Genomic DNA, 14,505 nt, shown 5'->3' with positions numbered 1-14,505 from the left:
CTAATACAACGCAGGTCCATCTCTTAGTGATGCATTTGCACCTTTCAAATCAATATCATGCGATATCGTCTTTTATGCGGTATTAGCTATCGTTTCCAATAGTTATCCCCCGCTAAGAGGCAGGTTACCTACGCGTTACTCACCCGTTCGCAACTCATCCGCTCGGTGCAAGCACCAAGCTTCAGCGTTCTACTTGCATGTATTAGGCACGCCGCCAGCGTTCATCCTGAGCCAGGATCAAACTCTCATTAAAATAATTGTTTGTCTTAAACTCATTCTGTCACTGACAGATTTATTGTTTTTTATTGTTCAGTTACTACAACTTTTGTTGTAGCGCCCTGCACATTGGTTCGTCTTGTTCAGTTTTCAAAGGTCTTTGTCGCTCTCGCGCGACAACTATATTAGTATATCATGACCTTCTCTTACTGTCAATACTTTTTTCCAAAAAATTTTATTTTTTTGAAAGTTCATTTATTCACTGTCAACTTTCAGTTTTTAAATTGAATTTTTAAAGTCCTTTAAATAGTTCTCTAATTTCTTTTTCATTTTTGTTTTTCCTAGACATCTTCTGTTTGCTAGTAATGCTTCATATTGTTCTTTTTCTTTTACGGTTAATTTTTCTTTAAAACGTTTTAATGCATCTCTCAGAACAACCAGCTCATCTAAATATATTTTTCTTGATGAAATTCTGTGACTAATTTCTCCAATTTCAATATATGGAAGTCTATTAATTTTTCTTTTATCACTTTCCTGTTGTCTTATTTTATCTTTAATATGATTTCTAAATTTTGTTTTGAAATATGTATAAAGTAATTCTTCATTTGTTTCAATTTCAGGATTTTTTTGATAAAGTTCAAAGAGTGTTAGCTGTCCTTCTTGTTCCCAATCATCCTTTTCCCATAATTGAATATAATATTCTTTTTCACATTTTCTTACGATATATTTTACTTTTTGATACATTTTATTAAATTCCATAAGCTCTCCTTTACTTTTATCTGTATTTTATAAAAATAAAGAAGCCCATTGGACTTTTTTTCTATTCTGCACGTTTTTTTAACTATTTGGTTATTATTTTTAGCTATTTTGTCCAAATACACAAAAAAACTGCCACTTGGTGACAGTTTATCGATAGTCCGTACGGGATTCGAACCCGTGTTACCGCCGTGAAAAGGCGGTGTCTTAACCCCTTGACCAACGGACCATTTTTACAACATATTCTATTATACAGAATATTTTTACTCTGTCAACACTTTTTTTAATAAAAAAAGAAGGAAATATTTTCCTTCTTTTGAATTAGTTATTTTCTTCTAATTTTGACTTAATCTCATCATATGATAGAGGTTTTGCTTCTTCTTCTAATTCATGCTCTGAATTTTCAGGCATTTTTCCTGTTTCATATAATGATTTAATTTGAACACTATCCAAGGTTTCATATTTTAATAGAGCTTCCGCAATTAATTTATGCGTTTCTCTATTTCCTTGAATAATTTCTGCCGCTTTATTACGGGCTTCATTCAACAGACTACGAACTTCTTCATCAATTTCGTAAGCTGTTCGTTCTGAAATCATTTTTTGTGGACTTTGAGCACCAAACATTGCATGATTTCCTTCATATTGGACCGGTCCAAGTTTTTCACTCATACCATATTCTGTCACCATTGCACGCGCCATTTGGGTAGCTTGTTCAAAGTCATTTGAAGCACCCGTTGTTTGCGAATTGAAAATAATTTCTTCGGCAACACGTCCTCCCATGAGCCCAGCTAATTGTTCTTTCATATCTTCTTTAGAAAGTAACATTTGATCTTCTTTAGGAAGGGCAATCATGTAACCGCCTGCACGACCACGTGGAACAATCGTAACTTTATGAACTACACGAGCATTTGATAAGACCAGACCAACAATTGTATGACCAGCTTCGTGATAAGCAACCATTTCACGTTCTTTTTGTGAAATCGTCCGATCTTTCTTAGATGGACCTGCAATAACACGATCTTCTGCTTCATCGATATCAGCAGCATCAATTACTTTTTTATTTCGACGAGCTGCAACCAAGGCTGCTTCGTTCAAAACATTTTCGAGATCAGCACCGACAAATCCTGGTGTTTGTTGAGCAACCAATTTCAAGTCCACATCTTGAGCAAGTGGCTTATTCTTAGCATGAACACGAAGAATTGCCTCACGACCTTTCACATCTGGACGTCCAACCAATACTTTACGGTCAAAACGGCCAGGACGAAGAAGGGCAGGGTCAAGGACATCAGAACGGTTAGTTGCTGCGATAACAATGATTCCTTCGTTGCCTTCAAAACCATCCATCTCAATCAAGAGCTGGTTAAGGGTTTGTTCACGTTCATCATTTCCGCCACCAAGACCTACACCACGTTGGCGCCCAACAGCATCAATTTCATCGATAAAGATAATGGCTGGTGCTGCTTTTTTAGCATCTTCAAAAAGTGAACGAACCCGGCTAGCGCCGACTCCGACAAACATTTCAACGAAGTCAGAACCAGAAATACTGAAGAATGGCACTCCAGCTTCACCAGCTACTGCTTTTGCTAAAAGGGTTTTACCAGTTCCGGGAGGGCCTTCAAGAAGCACACCTGCTGGGATTCTTGCACCCAATTTAGTAAAGCGTTTTGGATCTTTTAAAAATTCAACAACTTCAACAAGTTCTTGTTTTTCTTCTTCAGCTCCTGCTACATCTGAAAAACGAACTTTAATATCTTCTTTATTAGCAGCGCGGGCTTTATTACGACCAAAGTTCATGGCACCGCGGGCACCTCCGCCACCGCCTTGGTTCATCATTGAGAAGAAGAAGAACATGACGATAACAAATGGAACAATTGAAGTGAGAATTGTTATCCACATGCCACTTGAGCTCTCACGCTTGATGGTGATTTCTGCTTTGTGGTCAGCTGCTAATTTTTGTAATTCATTAACAGTAATATCAGATGGAAGGATGACACTAGTAAAGCGAGATACTTTTTGAACACTCGGGGTAAAGAATTGAATCCCTGTATCTTCTTTTGATTCTTTTGCTTTATTATAGGTCCCTGCAATTTCAATCACACTACCATTTGGTTGGTAACTGATCGTTTTGACATTATCATTTTTAATTTCCTTGACCAATTCTGTGTAGTTGATTTGCTGACTTTGACCAACTCCATTACCCGCAAAAAAGTACTGGAATCCTGTCACAGCCGCTACAATAATCAACAAATACAGAAAAGGATTTCGAACAAAACCGTTGTTTTTTCTGTTATTCATCTAGTCTCCTCTATTTTGAGTACACTTCCTCTTTTAATACACCAACATATGGTAGGTTACGATAATTTTCTTCATAGTCTAAACCATATCCGACAACAAACTCATTCGGAATCGTAAAGCAAGTATAATCTGCTTCGATCTCAACCAAACGTCCTTCAGGTTTATCCAATAATGTCGCAATCTTCACAGATGCTGCATTTCGTTCTTCAAAGAGTTCTTTTAGACTCTTGAGGGTTTTACCTGTATCGATGATATCTTCCACAAATAAAATATCTCTACCTGTAATATCCTGATCAATATCCTTGATAATATTAATAATACCTGAGCTTGCTGTACCACCATGATAACTTGACACCAACATAAAGTCTAATTCAATATGAGTATCAACATGGTTGATCAACTCTGCCATAAATGGAACAGAACCCTTCAAAATACCAACGAAAATAGGATTTTTTCCTTGATACTCTTTTGTTAGGGTTTCACCCAATTTTTTTGCTGCTTCTACAATTTCATCATGTGAAACCAATACTTTTTTTATATCTTTTTCTAACATGTTTTTACCTATCTATTTTTTGAATATAAAGACTATCTTTCATTATACCACTTTTTGAGAGCTTACTCAAATCACTCGTTACCAATCCCACTACAGAAAGAATATTATGATTTTGTTCTATAATGAGAGCCTTTTGCCGAAGAGAAATTGAAATTTTATGGTTGATAAACCACCGTCTTAATTTTTGATGGTGGCCATTAACAAGCAGCTGATCTCCTTCCTTTCTCCTTCTAATTAAGATGGGAGTTTCGCGTGAAACAGAAAGAATTTCTACATTTTCTCCTACTAATGGTTGTCCAAAAGATAGTTTATAATTTGCAATTTCAAAGATATTCCCAAATTCTAACAAAAATGGGAGGGGTTGGTCATCCGACTTTTGACTGATTTTTTGTATTTCAAAGAAATCATATTCTTGATGTAATTCATAATTCGACTTTAAATAATGAATGCAATTTCTTTTTTTTCGCAGTAAATCTAATAATTCTTGAAACTGGGCCCTACCAAGTTGCAAATCTGGAAATTGTGCCAAATACTCTTCTAATAAGAATGATTGTACAGAATGAGAATACGTTCTAAAAGAAGCTAAATCTTGAATGCTTAACTCGCTAGTCAATTCTTTCAGTGCTTGGTGCCAATGAGTCACTTCCTCTGCTAAATAGCGAAGACTTGCTTGCATTTGGGGATTTTCTTTTTCAAATTCTGGAAGGTATTGATGGCGTACACGATTTCGAAAATAGTCCTGTGAGTCATTGCTACTGTCTTCAAAGTGAGGGATTTTCATCAACTCATCTTTGGTAAAAGTTAACAAAGGACGGATTAACTCACCCTTACCAAATGGTTGGCGTACAGGAATACCACTTAAATGGCGTAATTTTGTTCCTCGTATTAAGCGCATGAAAGTTGTTTCGGCTTGATCGTTTGCATGATGACCTGTTACTAAAGCGGTGCAATCCTCTTTCTCCATAATCTGTTTAAAAAAATCATAACGAAAGGTACGAGCTTTTGCTTCTGTAAAATCACCCGAATAGTGAGCCACATGGATACGTGTCTCTCGCCTATCAGCTAGCGTTCGAAGTTCACTTTCTTCTAAATCCGATTCTGGTCTTTGTCCATGATTGACATGAGCGAGTACCAGATGGATTTTCAATCGTTCTTTATTCTTATATAAAAGTTCATACAGATTCATTGAATCCAATCCACCAGATAAGGCAACTAAAACACGGCGATGGGGAGTAAATAGATATTGTTTTTCACAAAACTCTAAAAATCGCTTTTCCATTATTTCAATACCTCATAGATATCTTTTGAAATGTTGGAAATCGTATCATAATTCGAATGATCTGTAAAAATGGCTATTACATAGGGTGAATTTGTGTATACAATCGCAACATCATGTCTGAAATCATAGGCATCTCCAATTTTATGAGCAACTTTTACTGGAAGGTCACGCGCAATCCGTTGATCATCATATTTTGTAGAGGAGAGCGCATCAATAATAGAGCCATTTTGTTGATAGACAGCCTCCATGACATTGCCAGCCATTTCAGCGGATGCTTCTCTTTTTTCAACATCCCAATGTTTCTTTGCAATCCTATCCAAAGTTTTTTGGAAGTCTTGATCTGATTGATGAGTGACATAATAATTCAAGATATTATGTCCAACATTATCTGATTCTTTTGCAATCTTATCTACCAACTCTTGAACACTGTATTCTTTTCCATCTGGTGTTTTTGAAAGGCTACCACTTCCTTCTGGTTCATATCCTCCTTTGAAATCATTGACTTCTGGAATATATTTGTAAGTTGTAGTTAGAGAAATGGCTTTTTTATTGAGCTGTTCTTGGACGTAATACAAGTATGGTAATTTTGTTACACTGGCAGAATACATTTCTTTTTGTGGATTGATTCCAGCAGTATTTCCAGTCTCTAATTGTTTTACATAGATTCCATACGAAGGAGAATTGTATTTACTATTTAACAATTCCTGGACTTTTTCCATTCGATTATCTTTTTCAGTGACGAATGCTTTGTTCACCCAGCCCTGACCTTCAATCTCCACAAACTCATCTCGTAAAGTCTTAGCTGTACGTAAGACTGTCACTTTTGTATAAGGAGAAAGAGGTGTATTTTTTTCTTTTGCACCATTTATTAAGGGTCGGTCATACACTTTAAAACCAGGTTTTAGCCACATGTCTTGTTTTTTTTCTTGTGTTTCTTGTACAACATCAGAAAAAATGACAGAAGAATCTGCTAATACATATCCTTTCTCTGCTATTTTAAATACAGCTTTCCCTTCATCATTTACAAAGAGTTGTTCGATTGTAAACGGTGTGTTGGGAAGAATTTCTCCTTTTGCTTTTTTCAACTGAGGATCAGAAAAAACAGAAATTTTGTGATAGACATTCGGGTTCGCTGGAATTGAAGAAAAATAAAGTTCTGATGGATGAGCCATTGTCTGAGAAGACTCAGACTGCTCGATACTCGCTGCTTGAGACCCAATAAATAAAATTGGAACTAACAATAGGAGCAGAAATCGTTTAGACACCTGTATTCCTTTCCTTTTCATCCTTTTGAAGTTTGATCATTTGGTTTTTCTTTTTTAATTCCTCTAATTTTTCATCCGAAAATTCAAGAAATTGTTTAACTGTTTGTAAGATATTTTCCATCGGTTATTGGGGAAGTAAATCTGGGATGGTATAAACATATTCACCATCTTTTGAAAAAGAATACTTAGCGCGTGCATATTTTGTTGCATAATCATCGTCTTTTAATTTTTTAGCGATGTCTTGTTGGTATTCTTTTTGTTCACTTGTTTCTTTATACTCTTTTTCCAACTGTTTGTATTGTTCTTTTTTATCTTGTAGCGATTGATAGCTCTGGGCTAAATTATAAGTTGGAAGAATAAACAGTAACATGACCAATATCAAAACGAGCCCCAGAAAACGATTGCGTTTTTTTCTTTCTTCTTCTAAAAAACGTTTTCGCTGACTTTCGTCTTTGATATATTTATTGTTCATTTGAACGATATTTTTAGGCATCTTCTTCTATCCTTGTTTCACTAATTATTTCGTACATTTTGGATGCATCTTCTTTTTTTGTACTATCCAACATTTCCAAGACTTTAACCGTCAATACTTTATTTCCAAAACGAACTTCAATTTGATCATTCACTTTCAAATCCGTTGAACTTTTGGCTAATACTCCATTGACTTTGATTCGCCCTTTATCTGCAACTTCCTTTGCAACAGGGCGACGCTTAATAATGCGAGAAACTTTTAAATATTTATCTAATCTCATACTGTCACCTCTAACATAGTATTGTATCATTTTTTATACATAAAATGCGAAAAATGAGCTAAGAACTGCTAGTTCTCTTCTTTTTCTTGTTTAATTTCCAATAAGGTTTTACCAAATTGCTTCAGAGCTTCTAAAATTTCAAAATCTTTCTTATTTCGAATATCGAAGATCACTTCAATCAATCCCTTTTCTTCTGCAATCTGTGCCTTTAACTGTGTCATTGACAGAGCTTTGAAATAATCCTGTGTTAAAAACAGTTGTTTGGCAATAGATTCAAATTTCACTGTCACTTTTTGTTGTTTTCTTTCAACAAGACGGACAAAGACTTGATCCAAGTAAGCTTTCACTAAACCAATTTCAAGTAGGTAGGCGACAACATCTGGGTATTCTCCAAAACGATCGATCAATTCATCTTGCAAGTATTCATAGTCCGTTGCAGAATTCATTTCACGAATTTGTTTGTAAATTTCAATTTTTTGACGTTGATCTGAAATATATTCATTAGGTAAATATGCATCTATTTGAAGGTTCAACTCTGCATTGCTCTTTTGCCTGCGATGCTCTTGGCCTTGTTTCTTAGCAATAGCTTCTTCTAACAATTGAGAATACATTTCAAAACCAACTGAATCGATGAAACCAGATTGAGAAGCTCCAAGGATATTCCCTGCTCCACGGATTGATAAATCTCGCATAGCAATTTTAAATCCAGAACCCAACTCAGTAAAACCTTTAATAGCTTCTAAACGTTTTTCAGACACTTCTGTAAGAGATTTGTCTGGACGATACATCAAATAAGCATAAGCAATTCGATTGCTTCGTCCCACACGACCTCTTAGTTGATAAAGCGTTGAAAGCCCCATATGATCCGCATTTTCAATAAAGAGTGTATTGGCATTTGGAATATCCACACCTGTCTCAATAATGGTTGTCGTCACTAAGACATCGTATTCGCCATTAATGAAATCCAACAGGGTAATTTCCAGGCGAACTTCACTCATCTGGCCATGAACAAAGCCAATCGAAGCCTCTGGAATCAACTCTTTTAATTCAGACACCTTTTGTTCAATTGTATCTACCTTATTGTAAAGATAATAGGCCTGTCCTCCACGATCCATCTCCCGCAACACAGCATCTCGAATAATGGTTGGATTGGTCTCTAATACAAAAGTTTGCACAGGATACCGATTGGTCGGAGGTGTTTCGATGACAGACAAATCTCGAATTCCTAGCATAGACATATGAAGAGTTCGAGGTATAGGGGTAGCTGTCAAGGTAAGCACATCCACCTTTTTTTTCAATTCTTTCAAGGTTTCTTTGTGCTTCACTCCAAAACGTTGCTCTTCATCAATCACGATTAAACCTAAGTCTGAAAAAACAACATCTTTGGACAAGAGCCGGTGAGTTCCAATAATAATATCCACTCGTCCTTTTTTCAATTTTTCAAGCGTTTCTTTCTGCTCTGCCTTACTCTGGAAACGACTTAAAACAGCAACCTCTACTGCAAAAGATTCAAAACGCTCCTTAAAATTGGCATAATGTTGTTGGGCAAGAACAGTGGTAGGAACCAGCACTGCTACTTGTTTATGATCATTTACTGCCTTAAAGGCTGCTCGCATAGCGACCTCTGTTTTCCCAAAACCGACGTCTCCAACCAGCAATCGGTCCATCGGACGATTCGATTCCATATCTTTTTTAATCTCTTCAATGGAACGTAATTGGTCATCTGTTTCAATATATGGAAAATCTTGTTCAAAAGCCTCTTGGTTTTCATCATCTTGGGAATAGGCAAAGCCTTCTAATTGACTACGCTCCGCATAAAGTTTTATCAAATCATCCGCAATGTCCTCCACCTGAGTCTGAACCTTTTGCTTCGTTTTTTGGAAACGCCCATCATTTAACTTATTAATTTTTGGCGTTTTTCCATCACTTGCAACGTATTTAGACAACATCTGAATCTGATCGACAGGAATCGAGATGCGATCTCCATTTTGATATTGAATCGAAACATAATCACGATGGACACCCGAAATTTCAATCGTTTCAATTCCCAAATATTGACCAATACCATGAACTTGGTGAACAACATAGTCCCCTTTTTCCAGTTCATTATAATTTTTTAGGCGTTCTGCATTGGAAATATTTTGCCTGCGAATCTTTCGTTTGATCTTTTTCTGATAAATCTCTGATTCTGTAATGTAGACAATTTTTTCATCAACAAATTGAAAACCGTGAGCTAATCCTCCAACAACTAATTGACTAACTTGAGGAATGATCGTATCCCCATCAATATAATCTAATCGAATCCCATACTCTTCTAAATTTTTATGGAGCTGTTGAAGATTGTGATGAGAAGTTGCTTGGACAATAACAGTATAGTTTGATTTTCGATACCGTTCAATTTCCTCTTTTAGTAAATCAAATTGTCCAAAAAACTCCTGCATGGGATATTGATTGAATTGATACAAATGATCAAACTTCAAATTTCCCAATCCTTTTTGAAAGTTTGAAAAATAAGTTGCAGGCGTATATTTTCGTAATGTTGTACTGGTGTCTGCAAAATACACTTGGCGAGAAGAAGCTCTATTTTTATGTAAATCTTCCGTCAAGAGATTAGCTGTATCTAGTTCAAATCTCGCTATTTGATCTGCTATTTTTTGATAATCATCCAGAAAGACTGGAGTGTGTTTAGGGAGATAATCGAATAGGGTATATTGCTTCTCGTAAAAGAAACTAATAAATTTTCTAAGATCCGGATGGAGTTTCCTTTGAGAAATATCTCCCAGAATTTCTGCTAGATAAGATTTAAATTCTTCATTCGCGCTCTGTTCTTGCAATTGTTCTATTTGCTGCTGACCACGTATAAAATCTTCCTCTTGCAACAATAGATCACTCACTGCCTTCAGTTGAACTTCTTCAACATTTTCAACAGAACGCTGACTTTCTGGGTCAAAGATTCGGATTCCATCAATCTCATCTCCGAAAAATTCAATCCGATAGGGTTGGAGTTGGTCGATCTCAAAGATATCTAAAATATCTCCTCGTAGACTAAACTCTCCCTGTTGCAAAACTTGGCTCACCTTTTGGTAGCCAATCTTCTGTAATGTTTCACTCAGAGTAGTTAAGTCTATTTCTTGACCGACCTTCAATTGAAAAATGCTAGATGCAAAAACTTTAGGAGAAGGTAATAGTAGTTTTATACCACTCACATTGGTCACAAGGATGCCTTGACGATCCTCTTGACATAAAAAGTTCAAAGCCTCTAATCGTGAAAATTGCCTTTCTTGTGAAGCAAAAACAAATTCTGCTAAAGGGTTATCATCTCCCAAAAATGTATGGACTTTCTCTTCTCCAAGTAAAGCAATAAAATCACTAGCCAATCGTTCTGCTTCGTTATAACTGGAAGTAATGAGGACTGCTTTTTCAATAGAATCAAAGGCTGAAGCCATTACAATAGCCTTTGTGGTCGCAGACAATCCTAAGATCAATTCCCTATTATTTTTTTGCAAACCTTGTTGCCAGGATAAAAAGTTGGAGTTTTGACTCACTAAATCAATTACATTCATCTACTTACCCGTTGTATTTCTGCATGCTTCTTTCAAAATTTTCTTCTACCAAGTAATCGTTAACCGCTTCTTCTACTCGATCAATTGTTTGTAGAATAGTGATGTAATCGTCTTTATCAAATTTTCCTAAGACATGATGAACAACTGACATGCCCTGCTTAGGTCTTCCAATTCCAATCTTAATTCGATAAAAAGTCTGAGTTCCAATATGATTAATAATCGATTTGATTCCGTTATGACCTCCAGCTGATCCTTTAGCTCGAAGACGAATCTTGCCAACTTCCATATCTAAATCATCGTAAATAACCAAAAGATCTTCAATATCCAGACCATAATAAGTCAGAAGGGCATGGACTGCTTTTCCACTCTCATTCATGAAAGTGGTCGGCTTTACAAAATAGACCTTTTCTCCATTCAAAAATGTTGAGGCGATATCAGCTTGAAAAATCTTATCATGGGAGAAAGTAAGATTTAAAGACTTTGCCATTTGATCAACTAACATAAAGCCTACATTGTGTTTCGTTTCAAAATACTTATCACCTGGATTTCCCAATCCAACAATTAATTTCGTCATCTCTTTCCTTTCAAAACACTAAAAGGGTTGGAAATATTTTTTCCAACCTTTACATTTTTTTAACTATCTTATACATTAAAACGGAATTCCATGATGTCCCCGTCTTGGACAACATATTCTTTTCCTTCTTCGCGCAAGCGTCCTGCTTCTTTTACAGCCTTTTCAGAACCGTATTTAACTAAATCATCATAGGACATGGTCACGGCACGAATAAATCCTTTTTCAAAATCAGAGTGGATGATTCCAGCAGCTTGAGGAGCTTTCATACCACGTTTGAAGGTCCAAGCACGCACTTCTTTTTCACCAGCTGTGAAATAAGTGCCAAGTCCCAACAAGTGGTAAGCTGCACGCGTGAGTTTATCAACTCCAGACTCTGTTAGGCCAATTGCCTCTAAAAATTCTTGTTTATCTGCATCATCTAGCTCAGAAATTTCTTCCTCAGCACGCGCAGAAATCACCACGACTTCCGCATTCTCTGTTGCCGCAAAGTCACGAATTTGCTTCACATACTCGATAGAATCTGGATCTGCAACAACATCTTCATCCACATTGGCTACATAAAGAACTGGTTTGGTAGTCAAAAGGAAAAGTCCTTTCACCACTTTTTGTTCTTCCTCCGTGAATTCAATGGTCCGAGCTGATTTACCATCTTCAAGAACTGGTTTGATTTTTTGTAGAACATTAAATTCCGCAACAGAATCCTTATCTTTTTGTGTACGAGCGATTTTTTCTACACGCGCATAGCGTTTATTGACAGACTCTAAGTCGGCTAAAATTAATTCTAAATTGATGGTATCAATATCTGCCAGTGGATCAACAAAGGCATCTTCACGACCTTGCTCCCGCATGACATTTTCATCATCAAAAGCACGCACTACATGGACAATGGCATCTACTTCACGGATATTGGCCAAGAATTTATTACCAAGTCCTTCTCCCTTAGAAGCCCCTTTCACAATCCCAGCAATATCTGTAAATTCAAAAGTAGTCGGAACTGTCTTCTTAGGAGTAATCATTTCCGTCAATTTTTGGAGGCGTTCATCTGGAACTTCTACCATCCCGACGTTTGGATCAATGGTTGCAAAGGGATAGTTTGCGGCCTCTGCTCCTGCTTTTGTAATTGCGTTAAATAGGGTTGATTTACCAACATTTGGTAAGCCAACGATACCTGCTGTTAATACCATTTTTCTTTTTTCTCCGTTCAAATTTCAATCTCTTTTATTATAACATAATTCAAAAGATAAGTAATGAAAAATAAAATATTTCATGACCTTTGAAACTAGATTTTTTCATCAAACTGTAACGTTCTAAAAAGATAAAAATGATATACTATATTTAACAATGAACAAAGGAGTTTTTCAGATGAAAAAACAAATATGGAAATCTATTTTTCTTTCTTTAATCGCTATCTTTACGCTCTTTCTTCTTGGAGCTTGTGGACAACAATCTGTTCAAAAATCCTATCTTCAGGCAATCAACCAAGAAAAGAAAACAGATGTTCGTATTACACTAGAACATAAAGGTGATAAAGCGATCAGTAACCAAACCACCACTACTATTTATTACAAAGAGGCGGGAGTTACGAAAGATCAATTAAAGGAAATGATCGATAAATATGATGAAGAATACAAAGATGTCAAAGGATTCACACATTCTGCTGAATATAAAGATGATTATTTGGTTGAAAAAACAACACTAAATTATGAAAAGGCAGACTTAGATCAGCTAATTGAAAAGAAATTAGTAACGACACAAAAAGATAAAAAAGTCGACTATATCAGCTTCAAATCAACTTTTGATATGATGAAACAGGGTGGTTTCAAAGAAGTTAAAAATGGAAAATTTGAAGAATTAAAATAATCGAAAAGGTTCGGTCACATAAGTGACTGAACCTTTTATAGTACTTTCTTCATTTTCTGTTCAAAATCATGGCGACTCATCATGACCACATGATCACAATTGCTACACTTGATTTTTATGTCTGCACCAAGTCGCGTAATTTCCCAACGATTTGCCTTCTTGCCTGTTTCTTTAATCACACAAGCGTGAGGCTTTTTCATTTCTACAAAATCACCTAACGTATACATGATTCACCTTTGTTAATTTGTGCGAACTGGCGTAATCAATTGAATGAACCCTTGTTCATTTCCTTCTGGAACCAATGTAAACGGTCTAACAGAAGAAATAAAACGAATAACAACTTGTTCACTGTCAATAGCTTTGAGCGCTTCAATCAAATAAGTTGGATTAAAGCTAATAGACAAATCCTCTCCTGAAACGGCGCTCGTATCGATCTCTTCATTTACTCGCCCAACTTCTGGTGAATGAACGTGGGAAGAAACCACTCCATTTTTGAACTCTAATTTAACCGTTCCGTTTTGAGTCGCATTTGAAAGAAGACGAGCACGCTCCATTGCAAATCGAAGGTTGGCCACATTGAAGGTTGCCTCTGTATTGAATTCTGTTGGAATGAGACGGTCTGTATCAGGATAATTTCCTTCTAGCAAACGGGTATAAAAACTAATGTGTTCACTTCTAAAGAGAATTTGATTGTTAGCAAAGAAAACCTCAACTGTTTCAATATCATCAGAAAAAACAGAGGTGAATTCACGAAGAGAGCGACTTGGGATGACAACATCAAAGTTGTCTCCATTTTTCTCCAGTGTAATCACTTTTTGACTCATACGGTGAGAGTCTGTTGCTACTGTTTTTAGCTCTTTATTATCCGATAAAACAAAGTGAACACCTGTCAAAATTGGACGACTTTCTTGTACACTTGCTGCAAATGCTGTTTCATTAATTAATTGTTTTAATAATTTTGTTTCCAAAACTAATGGATTACTTGCAGCAATTTCTTGAATACGTGGATATTGATCTGCATCTTTTCCTTTAAGTGTAATTTCTGATTTTCCACTTGTTAAAAGAACCTGTTTTTGTTCAATCTCTTTAAAATCTAAAGTAACATCTGGTAAACTTGAAACCACATTAATAAAGAAAGTTGCTTCCAATAAAATAGAACCTGGAGAGGTCACTAGTAAACCAGCATTTTCATCTTTGATAGAAATAAAGTTTTCAATTGAAATTTGGCCATTCGATCCAGATAAGGCAACTCCTTCTGGAGTGACATCAATTTTAATCGTGGAAAGAATTGGGATAGCATTTTTTGAACTGATCGCTCTTTTGGTAGTATTTAGTGCTTGTAAAAATAAAGTTTTGTTAATAGAAAAATTTATCATGGTCATTCCTTTTATT

General features: G+C 36.0%; 14 protein-coding genes, 1 tRNA gene and 1 rRNA gene. 1 reads left to right on the top strand and 15 read right to left on the bottom strand.

Annotation, left to right across the window (positions count from 1 at the left end; all coding sequences use genetic code 11):
* The 13 genes from HMPREF2893_RS09415 to ychF all read right to left on the bottom strand — a co-directional run.
* Positions 1-253 (bottom strand): 16S ribosomal RNA (locus tag HMPREF2893_RS09415); the annotation flags it as partial.
* 242 nt (positions 254-495) lie between these two features.
* Positions 496-975, bottom strand: a complete 480-nt coding sequence (locus HMPREF2893_RS09410) for a sigma-70 family RNA polymerase sigma factor (RefSeq protein ID WP_003009261.1) — start codon at positions 973-975, stop codon at positions 496-498.
* 154 nt (positions 976-1,129) lie between these two features.
* Positions 1,130-1,201 (bottom strand) — tRNA-Glu (locus HMPREF2893_RS09405).
* Between the two features lie 92 nt (positions 1,202-1,293).
* On the bottom strand, positions 1,294-3,267 hold the full coding sequence (gene ftsH, locus HMPREF2893_RS09400) for an ATP-dependent zinc metalloprotease FtsH (RefSeq protein ID WP_049473251.1): 1,974 nt from the start codon (positions 3,265-3,267) through the stop codon (positions 1,294-1,296).
* Between the two features lie 10 nt (positions 3,268-3,277).
* Entirely contained in the window at positions 3,278-3,820 is a 543-nt protein-coding gene (gene hpt, locus HMPREF2893_RS09395; protein WP_045760073.1) for a hypoxanthine phosphoribosyltransferase, read from the bottom strand.
* A 4-nt stretch (positions 3,821-3,824) separates the two neighbouring features.
* Positions 3,825-5,099 (bottom strand): tRNA lysidine(34) synthetase TilS, encoded by a 1,275-nt coding sequence (gene tilS / locus HMPREF2893_RS09390; protein ID WP_070675886.1) that lies wholly within the window; start codon positions 5,097-5,099, stop codon positions 3,825-3,827.
* A complete protein-coding gene (locus HMPREF2893_RS09385; RefSeq protein WP_398577641.1) occupies positions 5,099-6,364 on the bottom strand; it encodes a serine hydrolase in 1,266 nt (421 codons plus the stop codon). Before HMPREF2893_RS09385 ends, tilS begins: the two co-directional genes overlap by 1 nt.
* Positions 6,357-6,485: an SP_0009 family protein gene (locus tag HMPREF2893_RS11240; RefSeq protein WP_003009253.1), complete on the bottom strand. Its 129-nt coding sequence runs from the start codon at positions 6,483-6,485 to the stop codon at positions 6,357-6,359. The genes HMPREF2893_RS09385 and HMPREF2893_RS11240 overlap by 8 nt, the downstream gene beginning before the upstream one ends.
* Before the next feature lie 3 nt (positions 6,486-6,488).
* Positions 6,489-6,857 carry an FtsB family cell division protein gene (locus HMPREF2893_RS09380; protein WP_003009251.1) on the bottom strand — a complete coding sequence of 123 codons (369 nt, stop codon included), beginning with the start codon at positions 6,855-6,857 and terminating at the stop codon, positions 6,489-6,491.
* The gene (locus tag HMPREF2893_RS09375) at positions 6,850-7,116 is read right to left on the bottom strand and encodes an RNA-binding S4 domain-containing protein (RefSeq protein WP_003002258.1); all 267 of its coding nucleotides are present in this window, start codon (positions 7,114-7,116) and stop codon (positions 6,850-6,852) included. Before HMPREF2893_RS09375 ends, HMPREF2893_RS09380 begins: the two co-directional genes overlap by 8 nt.
* Before the next feature lie 68 nt (positions 7,117-7,184).
* A complete protein-coding gene (gene mfd, locus HMPREF2893_RS09370; RefSeq protein ID WP_070675882.1) occupies positions 7,185-10,679 on the bottom strand; it encodes a transcription-repair coupling factor in 3,495 nt (1,164 codons plus the stop codon).
* 4 nt (positions 10,680-10,683) lie between these two features.
* Positions 10,684-11,253, bottom strand: a complete 570-nt coding sequence (pth, locus tag HMPREF2893_RS09365; RefSeq protein WP_003009246.1) for an aminoacyl-tRNA hydrolase — start codon at positions 11,251-11,253, stop codon at positions 10,684-10,686.
* Between the two features lie 68 nt (positions 11,254-11,321).
* Complete coding sequence (gene ychF / locus HMPREF2893_RS09360) at positions 11,322-12,437, bottom strand: redox-regulated ATPase YchF (protein ID WP_049523091.1); 1,116 nt, start codon at positions 12,435-12,437, stop codon at positions 11,322-11,324.
* A gap of 178 nt (positions 12,438-12,615) precedes the next feature.
* On the opposite strand from ychF, the gene HMPREF2893_RS09355 reads away from it, so the two are divergent.
* Positions 12,616-13,113 carry a DUF1307 domain-containing protein gene (locus HMPREF2893_RS09355; protein WP_049507418.1) on the top strand — a complete coding sequence of 166 codons (498 nt, stop codon included), beginning with the start codon at positions 12,616-12,618 and terminating at the stop codon, positions 13,111-13,113.
* Positions 13,114-13,148: 35 nt separating this feature from the next.
* On the opposite strand, the gene HMPREF2893_RS09350 is transcribed toward HMPREF2893_RS09355, so the two are convergent.
* Together HMPREF2893_RS09350 and dnaN are read right to left on the bottom strand one after the other, a co-directional pair.
* Positions 13,149-13,340, bottom strand: a complete 192-nt coding sequence (locus HMPREF2893_RS09350) for a DUF951 domain-containing protein (RefSeq protein ID WP_003002008.1) — start codon at positions 13,338-13,340, stop codon at positions 13,149-13,151.
* 12 nt (positions 13,341-13,352) lie between these two features.
* Positions 13,353-14,489: a DNA polymerase III subunit beta gene (gene dnaN, locus HMPREF2893_RS09345; RefSeq protein WP_021154169.1), complete on the bottom strand. Its 1,137-nt coding sequence runs from the start codon at positions 14,487-14,489 to the stop codon at positions 13,353-13,355.
* Positions 14,490-14,505: the final 16 nt, after the last annotated feature.

Origin of the sequence: Streptococcus sp. HMSC072C09, from assembly GCF_001813105.1 — a bacterium.
Lineage (GTDB): Bacteria > Bacillota > Bacilli > Lactobacillales > Streptococcaceae > Streptococcus.
Note: the sequence above shows the minus strand (reverse complement) of the source record. Positions and strands in the feature narration are given on the sequence as shown.

Excerpts from the sequence above, each read along its gene's own strand:
- HMPREF2893_RS09355 (WP_049507418.1), top strand. The coding sequence starts at position 12,616 with ATGAAAAAACAAATATGGAAATCTATTTTTCTTTCTTTAATCGCTATC.
- HMPREF2893_RS09350 (WP_003002008.1), bottom strand. The coding sequence starts at position 13,340 with ATGTATACGTTAGGTGATTTTGTAGAAATGAAAAAGCCTCACGCTTGT.
- HMPREF2893_RS09375 (WP_003002258.1), bottom strand. The coding sequence starts at position 7,116 with ATGAGATTAGATAAATATTTAAAAGTTTCTCGCATTATTAAGCGTCGC.
- tilS (WP_070675886.1), bottom strand. The coding sequence starts at position 5,099 with ATGGAAAAGCGATTTTTAGAGTTTTGTGAAAAACAATATCTATTTACT.
- HMPREF2893_RS09410 (WP_003009261.1), bottom strand. The coding sequence starts at position 975 with ATGGAATTTAATAAAATGTATCAAAAAGTAAAATATATCGTAAGAAAA.
- hpt (WP_045760073.1), bottom strand. The coding sequence starts at position 3,820 with ATGTTAGAAAAAGATATAAAAAAAGTATTGGTTTCACATGATGAAATT.
- pth (WP_003009246.1), bottom strand. The coding sequence starts at position 11,253 with ATGACGAAATTAATTGTTGGATTGGGAAATCCAGGTGATAAGTATTTT.
- HMPREF2893_RS09380 (WP_003009251.1), bottom strand. The coding sequence starts at position 6,857 with ATGCCTAAAAATATCGTTCAAATGAACAATAAATATATCAAAGACGAA.
- HMPREF2893_RS11240 (WP_003009253.1), bottom strand. The coding sequence starts at position 6,485 with ATGGAAAATATCTTACAAACAGTTAAACAATTTCTTGAATTTTCGGAT.
- ftsH (WP_049473251.1), bottom strand. The coding sequence starts at position 3,267 with ATGAATAACAGAAAAAACAACGGTTTTGTTCGAAATCCTTTTCTGTAT.
- ychF (WP_049523091.1), bottom strand. The coding sequence starts at position 12,437 with ATGGTATTAACAGCAGGTATCGTTGGCTTACCAAATGTTGGTAAATCA.
- mfd (WP_070675882.1), bottom strand. The coding sequence starts at position 10,679 with ATGAATGTAATTGATTTAGTGAGTCAAAACTCCAACTTTTTATCCTGG.
- dnaN (WP_021154169.1), bottom strand. The coding sequence starts at position 14,489 with ATGATAAATTTTTCTATTAACAAAACTTTATTTTTACAAGCACTAAAT.